Consider the following 14,706-nt stretch of genomic DNA (forward strand, 5'->3'; position numbering starts at 1 on the left):
GCCCCAGCGACCACTCGTAAGTCGCTTCCCTACCGCAGCTTCCAGCGAGCATCTTGAGCGCCGCTTTCTCGCGACAACCGATCAACACCCCCGCATTTGACTACAATGGCCCACCCCGTATAATCCCACCCACATAGTGCACGCCGCTCACCCCGACCGGTTTCAGCAACTCTCTCCCAAGGACGATATGGATCATGCGAAAAAGAGCCACTTCCCCGCGACTTCGTTCAGGCAATCGCATCGGCCAGACGCCGATCAACGGCGTCTTCGAAATGCTGGAGGACCGCCGCGTTTTGGCGACAATCACGGTCAACTCGACAGGCGATCTGGGCGATTCCAACCTCTTGGACGGAACCGCCTACACGGGCCAACTCAACTCAGCCGGAGCGAACGAAGTGACGCTGCGGGCGGCAATCCAGCAGGCCAACGCCAACGCCGGAGCCGATACGATCATCTTCAATATTCCGACCTCTGACCCGGGCTATTCCTCCGGAGCTTTTACGATATCGCCTAGCTCGCAACTGCCGGCGATGGGGAGTGACCTGACCATCGAAGGGATCAGCACGAAGGTTTGGGTCACACTCTACGAATACATCTATGAATACGACATCATTCTGGATGGCTCGAGCGCCGGCAGCAGCAGTGGCCTGACGATTAGCGGCTCAAACTCTGCGATTGAGAAAATGCAGATCGAGAACTTCGGTAACGCGGGCATCGCAATTAACGGCTCGGATAACCTCGTCGATCTTTCCTTGATTCAAGACAATGGCACTCAGCAGGTGCTCATCGACGGTGGCGACGGAAACCTGCTGAACGAAATCACGGTCTATGGCGACACGGACGGCATCCTGCTAACCAACGGCGCTCAGGGTAATACGATCGAGGATTCGAATGTTTATGCCGTTGGTGCAGTTGCAATCACCGTGACGGGATCTGATTCCTACGAGAATTCGTTTCACAGAAACAGTTTTTACTCGCAAGCTTGGTTTGTTTCCTCGCCGCTACAGTTAATTGATCTTGGCGATGACGGGCTCTCGTACGACGATTCCCTCGATCAAGATGCTGGCGCCAACAAAATGCAAAATCGGCCACATGTAACGCATCAGCAGGTCATTGCTGGCCCCAGCGATTCCCGGCATCTCTATGTGGAAGGCTACCTCCAATCGACGCCCAATACGACGTTTGACCTGGACCTGATCGCCGTCGGCGCCGTTTCCAACGGTTACCAACAGATTACGACCGACCAATACGGCTACGCGGAATTTGACTTTACAATCGGCCTTATCGATGGTTTGCCGTCCGCCACCTATGTGCTGACGGCGACCGACCCAAATGGCAACACGTCGGAAGCGTTTTCAAGCTACGCGACGACCACGCCGGAAGACTTGAACTCTGCGCCAGAAATCAGCGCCGACACCTACACCATCAGCGAGAATCTGCTCGCCACATCCGTGGTGGGAACGCCGGCATTCTCAGACCCCGACGCCGAAGTGCTTACATTCGCCATTACGAGCGGAAACACCGGCGGAGCGTTCGCCATCGACGAGTACACCGGCGAAATCACCGTCGCCGGAACGCTGGATCACACGGCCACCAGTTCGTACAGCTTGACGGTACAGGTGACCGATGTTGTTGGGGCGACCGACACGGCGGCGATTACGATCAACGTGGTCGATGGTTTTGACATCGATATCGTCTATGACGCTTCGGTCTCCTTGTTTGAAACCACCTACGGCAAGGAACTGACCGACTACGTCGAACAGATGGCAAGCGTTTGGGAAGGAATCATCGTTGGCGACATCCCTGCAGAAGGAAGCATCGACGACCTGGAGTTGACCGTCTACGTCGGAAACGGTGATGGCCCCGGCGGAGTCCTGGCGGCCGCAAACGTTGACTCGATACGAACGACAGGTCACCTTCCCTACGAGTCGTTTATGATCTTCGATTACTACGACACCTATTTTGCCAGCGGAACGGCGCAATTGTCGGCGACCATTTTTCACGAACTGGGGCATGCCCTTGGATTTGTGCCCACGGTCTTCGACAACCTGGGACTGCTTGACGACAGCAACCCCAGCGACATTCGCTTTACCGGCGCTAACGCCGTCGCCGCCTACCAAGCCTTGGGAGGCACGGGGAACGTTCCCCTTGATTCCGTCGGCAGCCACTTTCGCGAGTCGGTCTTCACCACGGAAATCATGACGCCGACGCTGAACACCGGTTCCATCGTTCCCATTAGCGCCGTAACGATCGCCGTCATGGAAGATCTGGGCTATGAGGTCAGCTATTACTACACGAACGCTTACTTTAACTTAACCAGTTCGATGATGATGGCGTCTTCGGGAGGCGGCGGCTCGTCAACCGCAGCGGCGTCCAACCTCCTGCTTGCCGCTTCTTCGACGGGCATTTCGCCCGCGCCGATCCTCAAAGACGAAATCGACGCGGCGTTTGAGTCGCTAGACGAGTCGTTCGAGCCAGCTTGGCAGTTGCCGACCGAATCGCTCCGATCACGTCTGCCCGCGGATGCCAATCGCAGCGATTGGTTCCATGAGTTGGGTGATCAGGAAGAGCCCTGGGAGTTTCTCGTCGATGCCGAATTGGCGGAGCTAGAAGTCTAACGCCAATTGAACTTCGATCGAAAACGCCAGCCGCGACGCGATCTCGCTTCGCGGCTATTTTTTCGGCGACGCTACCTAATCACGCCGCCTTCTTCTGCGTTTCGAGGACTGGCATCGACTTGCAAATGAGCGTTCCCTCACTCAAACCCAACGACCGTTCCGCCGAGATCCAAAACGGATCGCGCTTCGCCGAATCGCGATGTCCGACCACTGGAGCGCTGCGGGGCCGGGCGGCGATTTCTACTTCCAGGCGCTGGCCGGAGGCGGCCCATTGTTCGGCGGCGGTGGTGATCTGGTTTAGGTACCTCTCAACCCGCTGGCGGTGATGCTCGATTTCTTCTTTGCTCAACTTGGGCGGTATCGTCAGCGCCGCTCCCATCAGGCCGCGGCCGCGGGAAAAGAGCCGCGGAATCGCGAACATGTCCCAGGTGTTGGCTCGGAGGGGGCGATCAAAGCCGAATCCCATCGGAATCAGCGGCAGGCCCAATCGCGACGCCAGGTAGATCGCCCCCGGCGCCAGACGCCGGCGCGGTCCACGGGGGCCATCCGGCGTGATCGCCAGGTGCATGCTCTTCGACTTTTCGAGCAGTTCCATCAGCGCCGTAGCGCCGCCGCGCTGCGAAGAGCCGCGGACCGTATCAAAGCCCATCATTTGCGCGGTATTGGCCAGCCACTCGGCGTCGCGATGCTTGCTGAGCAGCATTGCGATGTTGCAGTAGGGACGCAAATAAAGGGGGAAGCTGATGTATTCGTGCCAGAAGATATAGATGCCGGCCTGGTCGTTCTCGGGATGCGCCGGATCGAGCCGCGCATCATGATAAGCGACGCGCAGATCAAGCGTATCGAGCCAATGCCGGATCGTTTCGTGCAGCGCGAAACCGCCCAGCCGGGTTAGCCATCCATGTTGTAGCGTCATGCGAGCTTCCTATCTCGCGGACCTCAATCGTGATTCCGTTTTGGCTTACGACGCCGGCATCGTCCACTCGCCGGTAAAGACTTCCGTCGCGCCTCCGGTCTTATACACGCAATTGTCGGACTCGTTCCACTCCAATTGCAGGTCGCCCCCGAGCAGATGATTCAAAATCTTCCGCTCGGTTCGCCCAGTCAACACGCCGGCGACGCACACCGCCGAGGCGCCGGTACCGCATGCTAGCGTTTCGCCGGAACCTCGTTCCCAGGTCCGCTGGCGAACTTCGGTCGGCGAGATCACCTCGACAAACTCCACATTCACCCGGGCGGGGAAGTAAGAAGATCGTTCGATCTGGGGGCCGAACTTGAGGACCAGTTCGTCGGTCGCTTCCTCGACAAAGATGACGCAGTGCGGATTGCCCATCGAGACGCAGGTCACATCAAACGTCTTGCCCCCAACTTCGATCGTTTGATTGACGACCGGATTGGCGTCGAAGGTGGTCGGAATCTTCTTCCCTTCTAAGATCGGCTCGCCCATGTTGACCTGAACTTGCTGAGCCAGGTCCCCTGAGGCGGTAATCTGGACGGTCAGCACGCCGGCGCCAGTTTCCAGCTTCAGCGTCTCCTTCTTGGCGATCCCATGATCGTAGACGTACTTGGCGACGCACCGTAGCCCATTGCCGCACATCTCCGACTCGCTGCCGTCCGCGTTAAACATCCGCATCCGGGCATCAGCCACTTCCGACGGCGTGATCAAGATCAGCCCGTCGCCGCCAATGCCAAAATGGCGATCCGAGACCAGCGGCGCGATCTTCTCAGGCGGGGCCGGCAGCTCTTCGGCAAAGCAGTTGACGTAGACGTAGTCGTTACCGATGCCGTGCATCTTGGTGAAACGCATGCGCTCTTTCCAGCAGGGGGATTCCAGGGACACTCGGGGCCTATTTTATCGGTTAGACGCCAAACAGGGTACGGTGGGTTCACCCGCGCCCGAAATCGGGTTAGCCCAGAAAGCTCCACTTTCTGGGCCGACGAAGTCGGCAGGAAGCATCGATCCGCGGCAGAGAGGCCACCGGACGCCCCAACGCTAGCCGAGCATGTATCCGCTACACTCCGTAAAATCGCACCTAGCTGCCTGTTGAAAAATGCCATCGTGGCATTTTTCAACCTCGCCAGGCTCAGAGCATAGCTCTTCGCGGCTCGCAAAATAACGACTTACGTCGTTATTTTGGGATCGCATCCGTGCGATCACGCGGTCCGTCGAGAAAATCAACGGACTGCTAAGAGGCGAAATCCCCCGAGAACCTGTTCGACGCCCCCCGGTTTGCAAGGTAAATCCCATCAAGCGACTGGGCGAATTTACCAGTCCGTTCCCCACCCAACCCGACGAGGACGACGATGCAAACCTCTCACGAAGTCGACTATCAAGTCATCGGCCATGACATGCAACTGGTCGAGATAGAACTCGATCCCTGCGAAACGGTCGTCGCCGAAGCGGGCGCCATGATCTACATGGACGACGGCATCAGCTTTTCGACCCGCATGGGAGACGGCAGCGATCCCGATCAAGGCCTGATGGGCAAGCTGTTCAGTGCCGGCAAGCGGATGGTCAGCGGCAATACAATCTTCCTGGGCCACTTCACCAACGAATCGTCGAGCAAGCGGAGCGTCTCGTTTGGCGCGCCCTATCCGGGCAAGATCGTTCCGATCGAGTTGTCGGAGGTGGGCGGCACGATCACCTGCCAGAAAGATGCGTTCCTCTGCGCTGCGATGGGGACCCGGCTCGACGTCGCTTTCCAAAAGCGCCTGGGCGCCGGCTTCTTTGGCGGTGAAGGTTTTATCTTGCAGCACCTGCAAGGAGACGGCCGCGCGTTTCTGCATGCCTGCGGTACGATCATCACCCGCAAGTTGGAAGGGGAAACGCTGCTCGTTGAAGCAGGCAGCTTGGTCGCGTTTACCGAAGGCGTCGACTACGACATCCAACGCGCCGGCAACATGACGTCGATGCTGTTCGGCGGAGAAGGGCTCTTCCTGGCCAAGATGAGCGGTCACGGCACCGTCATGATGCAGAGCCTGCCGTTCTCGCGGTTGGCCAATCATATTTTGGCCCGCGCGCCGCATCGCGACTAAGCGACCGGTTTAGAAAATGATAGGCTCCCGCAACCACAAGTTGTTGCAGGAGCCGATCGGCGTCAGCCGACTAACCGCTGAGGTCCAAGATCCCGCCGGTCTGTCCGGTTGGGTCGAGCCCTTTGTGATTTTTGGGCTGCTGCGGCTCTTCGTCGTGATGCTCGGTTTCGGCCAGTTGTTCGTTCGCCTCGTCCTGGACTTCCCACAGACGGCGGCCGTCGGCGTCGCGATCGCCCGCTTCCTGGCTTTCTTCGGGGTCGCCGACTCCCGACGCTTTTTCGGCCTTCATGTCGGCGTCGGCGCGGCGAGCCTGATTGGCCGACTCTTGCCGGTTCCGATCGACTTCGCTCGACGCATTTTGCGCCAGCGGAGATGCGGCCAATGAACTTACGATCGAAGCGCCAGTAGGTCCGATACTCATCGCAATCTCCTTAGACAGAAGGAGTGAGGGACAAATCCGTCCCTGAAAATGCGTTTATTCCGATTGGCGAATCGGAGAGAGAATCGCCACTTGAAGCCTAGGTTATGGGAAGCGAAAGTCCAATTTTAACGATCGCTTGGTTGTCCGATTGTTCTTTCTATCGACAAACCGTATGCCGCCTTCGCAGCGTCGTTGGTCGAAATCGAATCAAACAGGCGCCCTATTTCGCCGCTAGCGAGGGATCCCGCCGCCATAGGTTTGCCCTTGCCGGGCGGCCGAGCCGCTGCCGGACGCGCCGCCGCCAAAGCCCAGCGGTTGCTCGGGAAATAACTGTTCCAGCGTCTCGTTGACGACCGGGAAAATCTCTTGCTGCGTCTCGGGATGATCGAGCGTGCCGTTGACGTGAATCACCATCAGGTTGCGGCCCGCCTCGCCCAGCAGGGGCCGAATGACCGGGATCTGGTAACGATTGTTCCCCAGTTCGCTATAAAACCGCATCGAAATCCGGCCGTCCATGTTCGCTTCGCCGGCGCCGGTCAGCGAGATCGCATCGCCGCTGACCGTCATCCGGTTTAAATAGACGTATTCGCCATTGATCTGAAAATCGACGTCGCTGGTATGGAACGCGGTGTTGTCGGGAGTCCGGGCGGCCAGCACCTTTAGCAGCGATACCGCCAGCGGCAGTTGATACAGGTTGGCGTCGCGTAGTTGGGCCCGCCCATTTCCTTGATAGGTGTGCGTTCCCAGCGAGTTGCCGGTCAGTCGCATCTCGGCAAACACGCGGCCGGTGTTCTTCCCGGGATTCGCCTGGCCCAGATCAAGCAGCGCCTGCTCGAGCCTGCCGTCGGTCAACTTCGCCGAAAAGGAAAACGGCTGGTTCTCACGCAACAGCACGCTGCTGTCGATCGCCATCTGTCCACCAAAGGTGGTCGCCACGATGCTGCGCGTCGTCTTGCCTTCGCGCCGCGGCACTTGCGAGCCAACCACCGCATGCTGCGAACTGATGAAGAGCGGCCCGGTGATCTTGGTCAACGGAATGTCGTTGTATAGCAGCGAATCGATTGACAACTCGCCAAAGGTGAACGCATCTTGGGAGGTCGCTTCGCCGGTCAGCCGTACCGCCCCGTAGACTCGGTTCAGTTGCACCCCGGCGGTCACATCGCATCCGGCCAGGAAGAAGTCCAAATCCCAATAGGCGTCGGGCGGTGCGTTCTCATTGGCGCCGCCGATCAACGTAAACGCGCCCCGCATGTTTACGGGCGTCGATGGCTTCAACCTGCGCACCGATGCCGACAACGACGCCGGCAGCGCGGTCAGCAAATCACGCTCGGGGTAAAGTCGATCGACCTGGACATCCTGAAAACGAAGCTGCCAGCGACCGTCAGGCAGTTCTTGCCCATCGCCGCCGGTCGCGATCTGCACGTTGCCATGCCGCGCCGTCAGGCCCAAAAACTGGACGATGCCGCGGCGGTATTGAACCGAGCCGACCACTTCGTCCATCAGCCACGGAAAGCTCCGCGGCTCGATCGAAATCGTACGGGCGGAGGTGCTGTACTTGCGTTCGCTTTGCAGCAATTCGTCGCGGGGCCATTTCTGGGCGCGAATGTCGACATCCAGATTGCCGTTCTCATCCGGAAAAGCGAGCGTCAGGTCCATGTGGTCGATCGTGCCGCGCGGTCGCAGTTCGTCCCAGATCCGCATCGACGTCGAGGGAAGCGCCGCCCGCAGTTCGTCTTCCAGCGGAATGTCGGTACAGGTGAAGTTGAGCAGCAACTTACCGCGTGGGTCGGCGGTCTTGGTCCACGAGCCGCCGCAGACGTAATAGCCTGAGTCATTCATCCCTTCCAGCCGCTCGATCGTCGTCTTGCCGTCGGTCCAGACGACGCGGCCATGGATCTTTTCAATCGGGTACGGAAACTCGTCGTAGATGACCTGCGCGTCGACGATGTCGAGCGTCAGTCGTTTCTCCTGGTCTTCATCTCCCTTGTGGCACTTGATCAGAAAGTCAAAGTGCGTCGTTCCCCGCGGTTGCAGTTTGTCGGCGAATTCGCTCGCCTTGGGACTGGCGTGGGCCAGCGCCTCAAGCAGCGTCTCGTCGCACATCATCGGTTCGACCGACGTAAACCGGGCAAACCCTTTCGCCTCGGGCCCCAGGTCACGCAAGCTGGCGACGATCTTGATCGGCGCTTTGCCGGCTTTGGCCGCCAGGTTCAAGTCGAGAACGCCGTTCTTGTAGTCGATCCGTCCCTGGGCGGCATGCACCGGATAGGGAAAGCGGTGATAGACGAACCGCGAGTCCAAGCAGGTAACATGCAGTTCCGGCTTCCAGGCGACGCCGTCAAAATCGGCGATCACCTGGGCGTCGACCGCGCCGCCGGGCTGATAGTGGTCCCAGTGTTCGCGGAGACTCTCGGGTATAGCTCTGACGATTCCCTCGTGCAGGATGTAGTTGCACAGATTCGCCTCGAAGTGGACCGGCGAGTTGTCTTGCCACCCTTGGCGAATCAGCGAAGCGACGATCGAACCGTCACCGACATTGGCCGACATCCGCTCGACATCGATACCGGCGGCATTGGCGACGAATGAGCCGGCGATCTCCGAGACGGGGAAGGGGAGGGACCGATCGTTCCAGCGACCTTCGCTGACCTCGCCGCTGACTTCAAACCGGCATGGCGTCTTGGCGCTGGGGGTCGCCACGTGAAACTTCAAATCAACGCGGGCCTCAAGCGGCGCCAATCGAGCGGCTTTGTCTTGAACGCATTGCGGCAGATCGCGAAATAGCTCCGGCGTAATCCGCAATCGCCCGACGCTGCCTTGCAGCATGCCAAACTGCGAGTCAGGCTCTAACACGCCGGAGATCTTCGCTTCTTCAAAATGTTCGCTGCGGATCGTCCCTTCGACCGTCAGACGCTTCTTGCCGTCGGAGGCGATCTGTGGATCGCGCATCGGTTTCAGGGTCAGGTCGATCGGATCGAGACGCAGCCGAGCGCCGCTGACCGTATCGTACATCTCGAACAGGCCATCATGCACTTCGATGATCGGATCACTATCGCCAAATTTGGGCAGCGGAAAGAGCGACGCCAGGTTGACTTTTCCGTCGGCGCCAAGCGCCGCCGAGATGCGAACCCGTTTGACGACGATTTTTGAGACATTCAGTTTGCCGGCGACCAGATCACGAGGATCAGTCGTGCAGTGAACGAACATCTCGTCCACATCGAGCAACTCGCCGCTGTTGCCGGCGACGTTTTTCTGGGCGAAACGGAGCCCGCGGATCTCGATCCCTTGCCCATCATGGAATTGGGCGGAGTCGACCGAGATGTCGAGGTGCTGATAATGTTCGGCGAAGCGACGCTCGACGCGGATCCGAATTTCGTCGTTCAGGTTGTGATAGAGATACAAGCCGATCGCTGCGGCGGCCATCAAGGCCGACAGGATCGTCCATTTGCAAAAGAGCCAGCTTGTATGCACCAACCGTTTCAACGGCGTACGGAATCCTTTCCCAGGCGACAGATTTGCCGCAAGTCGTGTGGCAGGCGATCTTTCCCTGATCGCCGCTGCAGGCGAGCTATCATGGCAAAAATCCCCCACAGGGTAAAGCGAAGTCTGGAAGAACCAAGCGCGGTACGGCTCTGCGAGACACGGTAACCTAGGGGGGTCCTGGCAGCATGCGTGTGCCACTGCTGGCTTGTCCAGCAGTGGCGCCCGTATGCAAGAGTACTTACGAAGCCGCCGCCGTTTCGTTCGCCGACGGCTTGCCGCCCCGCCACTGGCAATAGAGCCAAACGGCGGCGCCAGCTGCCAGCACGGTTAGTGGGATCATCGGCGGCTGACGATAGCGGATCGAACTGACGAAGATCATGTGGAGCGCCGAAAAGTAGAAGATAGGTAAACCACACAACCAGATGCCGAGCGTCTGCCGGCGAAAAATCACCAGCCCCGTCAGCCCCAACAGTAAGATAGGTAAGTAGCCGACCGCGATCACGAGGCGAAACTTCACGCTCTGAAAACTCGACTCGTTGGGCCAAAAGTTCCAATAGCGGACCAGTTTCTTCCCCGCCAGTCGCACCACTTCGCCCCGATGCTCTTTCGCCCAAGCGACCGACGCCGCTTTCATGCGATCGTCGAGCCGGGTTTCGAACGTGCCAGGCAGCAGCTGCTCTGCCGCGGCATCGGCGTCATGTTGCTCTTGGGTAAAAGGCTCGACAAACGCCATGTCGCTGCCCCCATCAGCGCCAGGCCGAATGCCGTCGTACAAACTAGCGCCGACCTGCAACGATGTCGGCACAAACCGGCCGGCGACCTGATAGTTGCGAATCCACCAGGGCGACATCGCCGCCATGAAGCTGAGCCCTAGCACCAGCATCACCTCAATCTGCCGCAGCCGCGCCGGCAGAACGAGCAGACAAATCGGCACAGCAAAAAACGGAAACAACATCCAACTCGGCCGAGTCAGGACCGCCGCAGCCATCACCACGCCGGCCGCAAATGACCATAACAAGCGACTTCGGCGCGCTGGCGTTTGATAGGCGAGATCCCAACACCAAAGCTGCAGCAACATCCAAGGGCAGAAGGCGACCTCGCTTAGCACAAAGGCGCTCATCGCTAGTCCGCCTGGATACAGAGCCGCCAACAACGTCGCGACCAGGCCAGCTTGGACCGAGAAAAACCGGGTCGCCAGCATGCCGCACAGCGCCGCAGTCGCCGTTCCCAACAAAGCGCCAAACGTCCGCAGCACCAGCGGATGGGGCTGGTCGCTCAGCCAATAGAAGGGAGCGAGCAGCACCGGATAGCCCGGCGTACGAAAAACCCAAGAGTCGCCATAGCGATAGTCGCCGCCATGGGCGACTTGCTGCGCCAGCATCTCATACGAAACGCTATCGCCAAAGAAAAACCGATCGCCTTCAGGCAGTCGACTCTGCCACCAGACGGCGGCGCCGATCCGCAAAGTGAACGCGACCAGCAGAATTCCCCAAAACCAGCGACTCGCAAAAAGCTTGGACATCAAACGACTGGCTCGGTGGAAAAGGAGGCTTACGGCGAAAAGCGGGAAATGGCAGCTCTCAAGGGGAATATCGCGAGCATTAAACTAGCAAAACCAGAGAATTTGCGAATTCGTTTTTGATTTTGCGAACCTGGAAAAAAATCCGCCCGAAATCTTTGCCCAGTAATAGTTTACTTCCCGCTAGCAATCGCTATACTCGTTTTTTTGCTAGACACTCGCCCGACCAACGGTCGCAGTTTGCCCGACGCTAGCCACGTCTTGCCCCTTCGAGAAAAACGTCGGTTTGTCGGTCTTCTTTCCCACATCCTCCCCATTATGCACTGAAAGCGAAGAGGAGCCTCCCCGCTATGAACGAAAAGTCGGCGCCAACCGAAGGAGAAAAGAAGTTTCTCTTCTGGGCCTGTTTCATCTCTCTGATTACGACGGCGTTTGGGTTTATCATCCGGGCGATCATCATTGACGAATGGGGCACGGTCTTCAATCTGACCGAAACCCAAAAGGGGGAAATCTTCGGCGTCGGTCTCTGGCCGTTCGCGATCAGCATCATCTTGTTCAGCTTGGTGATCGACCGCATTGGCTACAAGACCGCGATGTACTTCGCGTTCACCTGTCACGTGCTGTCGGTAATCATGACGATCGTCCTGCCGATGTACTTCGACCCGTATTGGAGTCTCTACTTCGGTACGTTCATCGTCGCGCTCGGCAACGGTACGGTCGAAGCGGTCGTGAACCCGGTCGTGGCGACGCTCTTCCCCAACGAAAAAACGAAGTGGCTCAACGCGCTGCACGCCGGTTGGCCGGGCGGTCTCGTCTTGGGCGGGATCATCACCATCGGCATGGGGCCGGGCGGCATGATCTCGAACATTTTCTCAGGCGGCGAATCGATGGCCTGGCAGTACAAGGTCGCGCTGATCCTGATTCCGACGATCATCTACGGCTTGATGATGCTCCCTTGCCGCTTCCCAGTGAACGAACGGGTCGCCGCGGGCGTCTCGTACGGCGAAATGCTGGCCGAATTCGGCATGGGTGGCGCCTTTATCGTCGGCTTCCTGATGTTCAACGAACTGGGCCGCGTTGCGACCGAACTGCTTGGCAAGGCGGGCGTCGATGCCAGCGGCTGGATGATCTACGCCATCTGGATCTGTATCGCACTCGGCACGATCGGGATGGGAGCGATTACCAAATTCGCCATCGGCCGTCCGCTGTTCCTGTTCATGCTGTTGATCATGGTTCCGCTGGCGACGACCGAACTGGGTACCGATAGCTGGATCACCTCGTTGATGGAACCGGTGATGACCCAGAACAATCTGGCCGCCGGTTGGATCATCGTTTACACCTCGTTGATCATGATGATCTTGCGATTCTTCGCCGGTCCGATCGTTCACAAACTGTCGCCGCTTGGCCTGTTGGCCGCCAGTTCGGTGATTGCGATCGTTGGCCTGGTCTTCCTGTCGAAGGTTGAAAGCATCGCCCTGATCTTCATCGCCGCGACCATTTACGGTCTTGGCAAGACGTTCTTCTGGCCGACGATGCTGGGTGTGGTCGCCGAGCAATCGCCTCGCGGCGGCGCCCTGACGCTGAACGCCACCGGCGGCGTCGGTATGCTTGGGGTCGGCGTGGTTGGCGCCGTGTTCCTCGGCTTCTTCCAAGACTCGGCCCAGGTCGCTGCACTTGAAGATCACCCGGTGATCCTTGAGCAAGTCGAAGAAGAAAAGAAGTGGGTCTTCGGCACCTACAATGCGGTGAATGCCGATGCGGTCAAGAAGCTACCGGAAGCGGAGCAAGAAATCGTCACTTCGGCCAGCGAAACGGCGAAGAAAGACGCGCTATTCGCGGTCGCCGTCTTCCCCTGCATCATGCTCGCGTGCTACCTGCTGCTGATCGTCTACTTCGCCAGCCAAGGCGGGTACAAGGCGGAAGTGCTGGTCGGCCACGGAGCGGAGGACGAGAAGTTCACCGGTGGGGTCGAGGGACCAGCCGACGCTTAGCCGTTAACGTCCACAACCGAAACCTACGAAGGGGGAGTCAGCATCAGCTGCTCCCCTTTTTTTTCGGCCCGAATCTGGCCAGGCAGTTCGATTGGGGCAGGGGAGTCGGCCCCGACCAAAGCGAGCAGCGCCTTCCACTTTTCACGCCCCATCTCTTGTCGCGACCAGCCGCGGCGCCGCCACAGCAAGATGCAGGCCTCGGTCGCCAGAAACGGATCGGCCGCCGCTAACCGCCTCGCGTCGAGCGTCACCTGGCTTGCCGACTCTTGCTCGCATGCGGCGTCGAGCAGCTGTTCGGCCTGCGCAGTAACAAACTGCCGGCACTCTTCAGCGCCGGCCGCCAGTCGCAACAGCGACTGATCGACTTGCGGTAGGTAGTTTTCTCGCAACAGCGGCAGCAGTTCGTTCCGCAGGCGGTTCCGAAAGAAGTCGGACTGATCGTTGGTCGCGTCGTGACGGAACGCCTGGCCCAGCTCGGCCAGATACGCTTCGACCTCGCTGCGGCGGATCGCCAGCATCGGCCGCAGCAGACTGATCCCTGGGGCAAACTCGCGAGCCCGGGGAATTCCGCTCAGCCCGGCGACGCTGGTTCCGCGCAAGATCCGCTGCAAGAGGGTTTCGACCTGGTCGTCGGCGGTGTGGGCGGTCACCACATACCGGGCGCCCTGCTGCTGGGCGATTGCCTGTAAAAAATCGTACCGAGCCGCTCGGGCGGCCGCTTCTACCCCGTCTGGTTCGTCGGTGAGGTCGATCTCGACTTTGCCCAGTACCGCCGGAACCTGCAGTTGATCGGCCAACTGCTGGACAAAGTGGGCGTCGTCGGCCGAGTCGTCGCGCAAGTTGTGGTCGATATGAGCGACGATCAGGCGGCCTGTTCCTGATTTGCGGATCGCAACGAGAGCCCGCAGCAGGGCGACGCTATCTGCGCCGCCGCTCACGGCAACCAAGACGGTGCAGTCCGCCCAATCTACCGGCGACCAGCTATTGATCAGAGCGGCTTCCAACGGACGCATTAAAACCAGATTTCCGATCGTGGGGCGAGAAAGGGGGGCAGGCAAATCTTCCCAGGGAGTCAACTGTCTGTTAACATACCTTAAATAGTTTCGCAGCGTTCAGTTGCGACGCGCCTTTTACGATGACAATTACCCATCGCACCCAGCGACTTTTTCGGTCTGCCCCGCTTGCCGATAGTCCGCCCCGCGACAGGCGGAAATTGCCCTCGAGCACTTGGATTCTGGTTCCGGAAATCTAGTCCCTGCGAACAGCGAGACGAACCGATGCAACCACTGCTTCTGCTCTTTTTGCATCTGATGGTGCGAATCTGTCCTAGCCGCTGTCACGTGCTGGGGCCTGCTCGCGCATCAAAAAGAAGCGGTCGTTCGTTCGATCAAAATTCGCGTCCCAAACTGGTGGTGGCGTTGCCGCTGCTAGGTTGGCTAGAAGTTGACGCCGAAACATTGCCGACTGAATTTATCACTCGATGCGGTTCTCACCATATCGAGCGTGGCAGCCCGCCACAGTCGGCATCTGGCCCCCAACCCGATCGCCAGCGCACCGGGCATTAGCTCGGTCGACGCCATCGCGCAGCGATCGCAAGCTTGTGGATGCTGCGCCGCTCGATTCTCAATTTCCTTCTGATCG

At 59.1% G+C, this 14,706-nt stretch carries 9 protein-coding genes; 3 read left to right on the forward strand and 6 right to left on the reverse strand.

The genetic code is table 11. From position 1 onward, the window contains the following. Positions 1 to 194 precede the first annotated feature (194 nt). Entirely contained in the window at positions 195 to 2,618 is a 2,424-nt protein-coding gene (locus Enr8_RS17265) for a cadherin domain-containing protein (protein WP_146433828.1), read from the forward strand. 79 nt (positions 2,619 to 2,697) lie between these two features. Here Enr8_RS17265 and Enr8_RS17270 read toward each other — a convergent pair whose 3' ends face one another. Then, positions 2,698 to 3,534 (reverse strand): lysophospholipid acyltransferase family protein, encoded by an 837-nt coding sequence (locus tag Enr8_RS17270; RefSeq protein ID WP_146433830.1) that lies wholly within the window; start codon positions 3,532 to 3,534, stop codon positions 2,698 to 2,700. A gap of 45 nt (positions 3,535 to 3,579) precedes the next feature. Beyond that, positions 3,580 to 4,425, reverse strand: a complete 846-nt coding sequence (gene dapF / locus Enr8_RS17275) for a diaminopimelate epimerase (RefSeq protein WP_146433832.1) — start codon at positions 4,423 to 4,425, stop codon at positions 3,580 to 3,582. Positions 4,426 to 4,922: 497 nt separating this feature from the next. On the opposite strand from dapF, the gene Enr8_RS17280 reads away from it, so the two are divergent. Continuing rightward, positions 4,923 to 5,654 (forward strand): TIGR00266 family protein, encoded by a 732-nt coding sequence (locus tag Enr8_RS17280; protein ID WP_146433834.1) that lies wholly within the window; start codon positions 4,923 to 4,925, stop codon positions 5,652 to 5,654. A 70-nt stretch (positions 5,655 to 5,724) separates the two neighbouring features. On the opposite strand, the gene Enr8_RS17285 is transcribed toward Enr8_RS17280, so the two are convergent. The 3 genes from Enr8_RS17285 to Enr8_RS17295 form a co-directional block, all read right to left on the reverse strand. Next, the gene (locus Enr8_RS17285; RefSeq protein ID WP_146433836.1) at positions 5,725 to 6,075 is read right to left on the reverse strand and encodes a hypothetical protein; all 351 of its coding nucleotides are present in this window, start codon (positions 6,073 to 6,075) and stop codon (positions 5,725 to 5,727) included. Positions 6,076 to 6,306: 231 nt separating this feature from the next. Beyond that, positions 6,307 to 9,543 carry an AsmA-like C-terminal domain-containing protein gene (locus Enr8_RS17290; protein ID WP_146433838.1) on the reverse strand — a complete coding sequence of 1,079 codons (3,237 nt, stop codon included), beginning with the start codon at positions 9,541 to 9,543 and terminating at the stop codon, positions 6,307 to 6,309. 250 nt (positions 9,544 to 9,793) lie between these two features. Continuing rightward, positions 9,794 to 11,077 (reverse strand): ArnT family glycosyltransferase, encoded by a 1,284-nt coding sequence (locus Enr8_RS17295; protein WP_146433840.1) that lies wholly within the window; start codon positions 11,075 to 11,077, stop codon positions 9,794 to 9,796. A 347-nt stretch (positions 11,078 to 11,424) separates the two neighbouring features. Here Enr8_RS17295 and Enr8_RS17300 point away from each other — a divergent pair, with 347 nt between their 5' ends. Continuing rightward, positions 11,425 to 13,065, forward strand: coding sequence for an MFS transporter (locus Enr8_RS17300; RefSeq protein ID WP_146433842.1), 1,641 nt, complete (start codon positions 11,425 to 11,427; stop codon positions 13,063 to 13,065). A 23-nt stretch (positions 13,066 to 13,088) separates the two neighbouring features. Here Enr8_RS17300 and tilS read toward each other — a convergent pair whose 3' ends face one another. Further along, positions 13,089 to 14,078: a tRNA lysidine(34) synthetase TilS gene (tilS, locus tag Enr8_RS17305; RefSeq protein ID WP_146433845.1), complete on the reverse strand. Its 990-nt coding sequence runs from the start codon at positions 14,076 to 14,078 to the stop codon at positions 13,089 to 13,091. Positions 14,079 to 14,706: the final 628 nt, after the last annotated feature.

This window comes from Blastopirellula retiformator (assembly GCF_007859755.1).
GTDB lineage: Bacteria > Planctomycetota > Planctomycetia > Pirellulales > Pirellulaceae > Blastopirellula > Blastopirellula retiformator.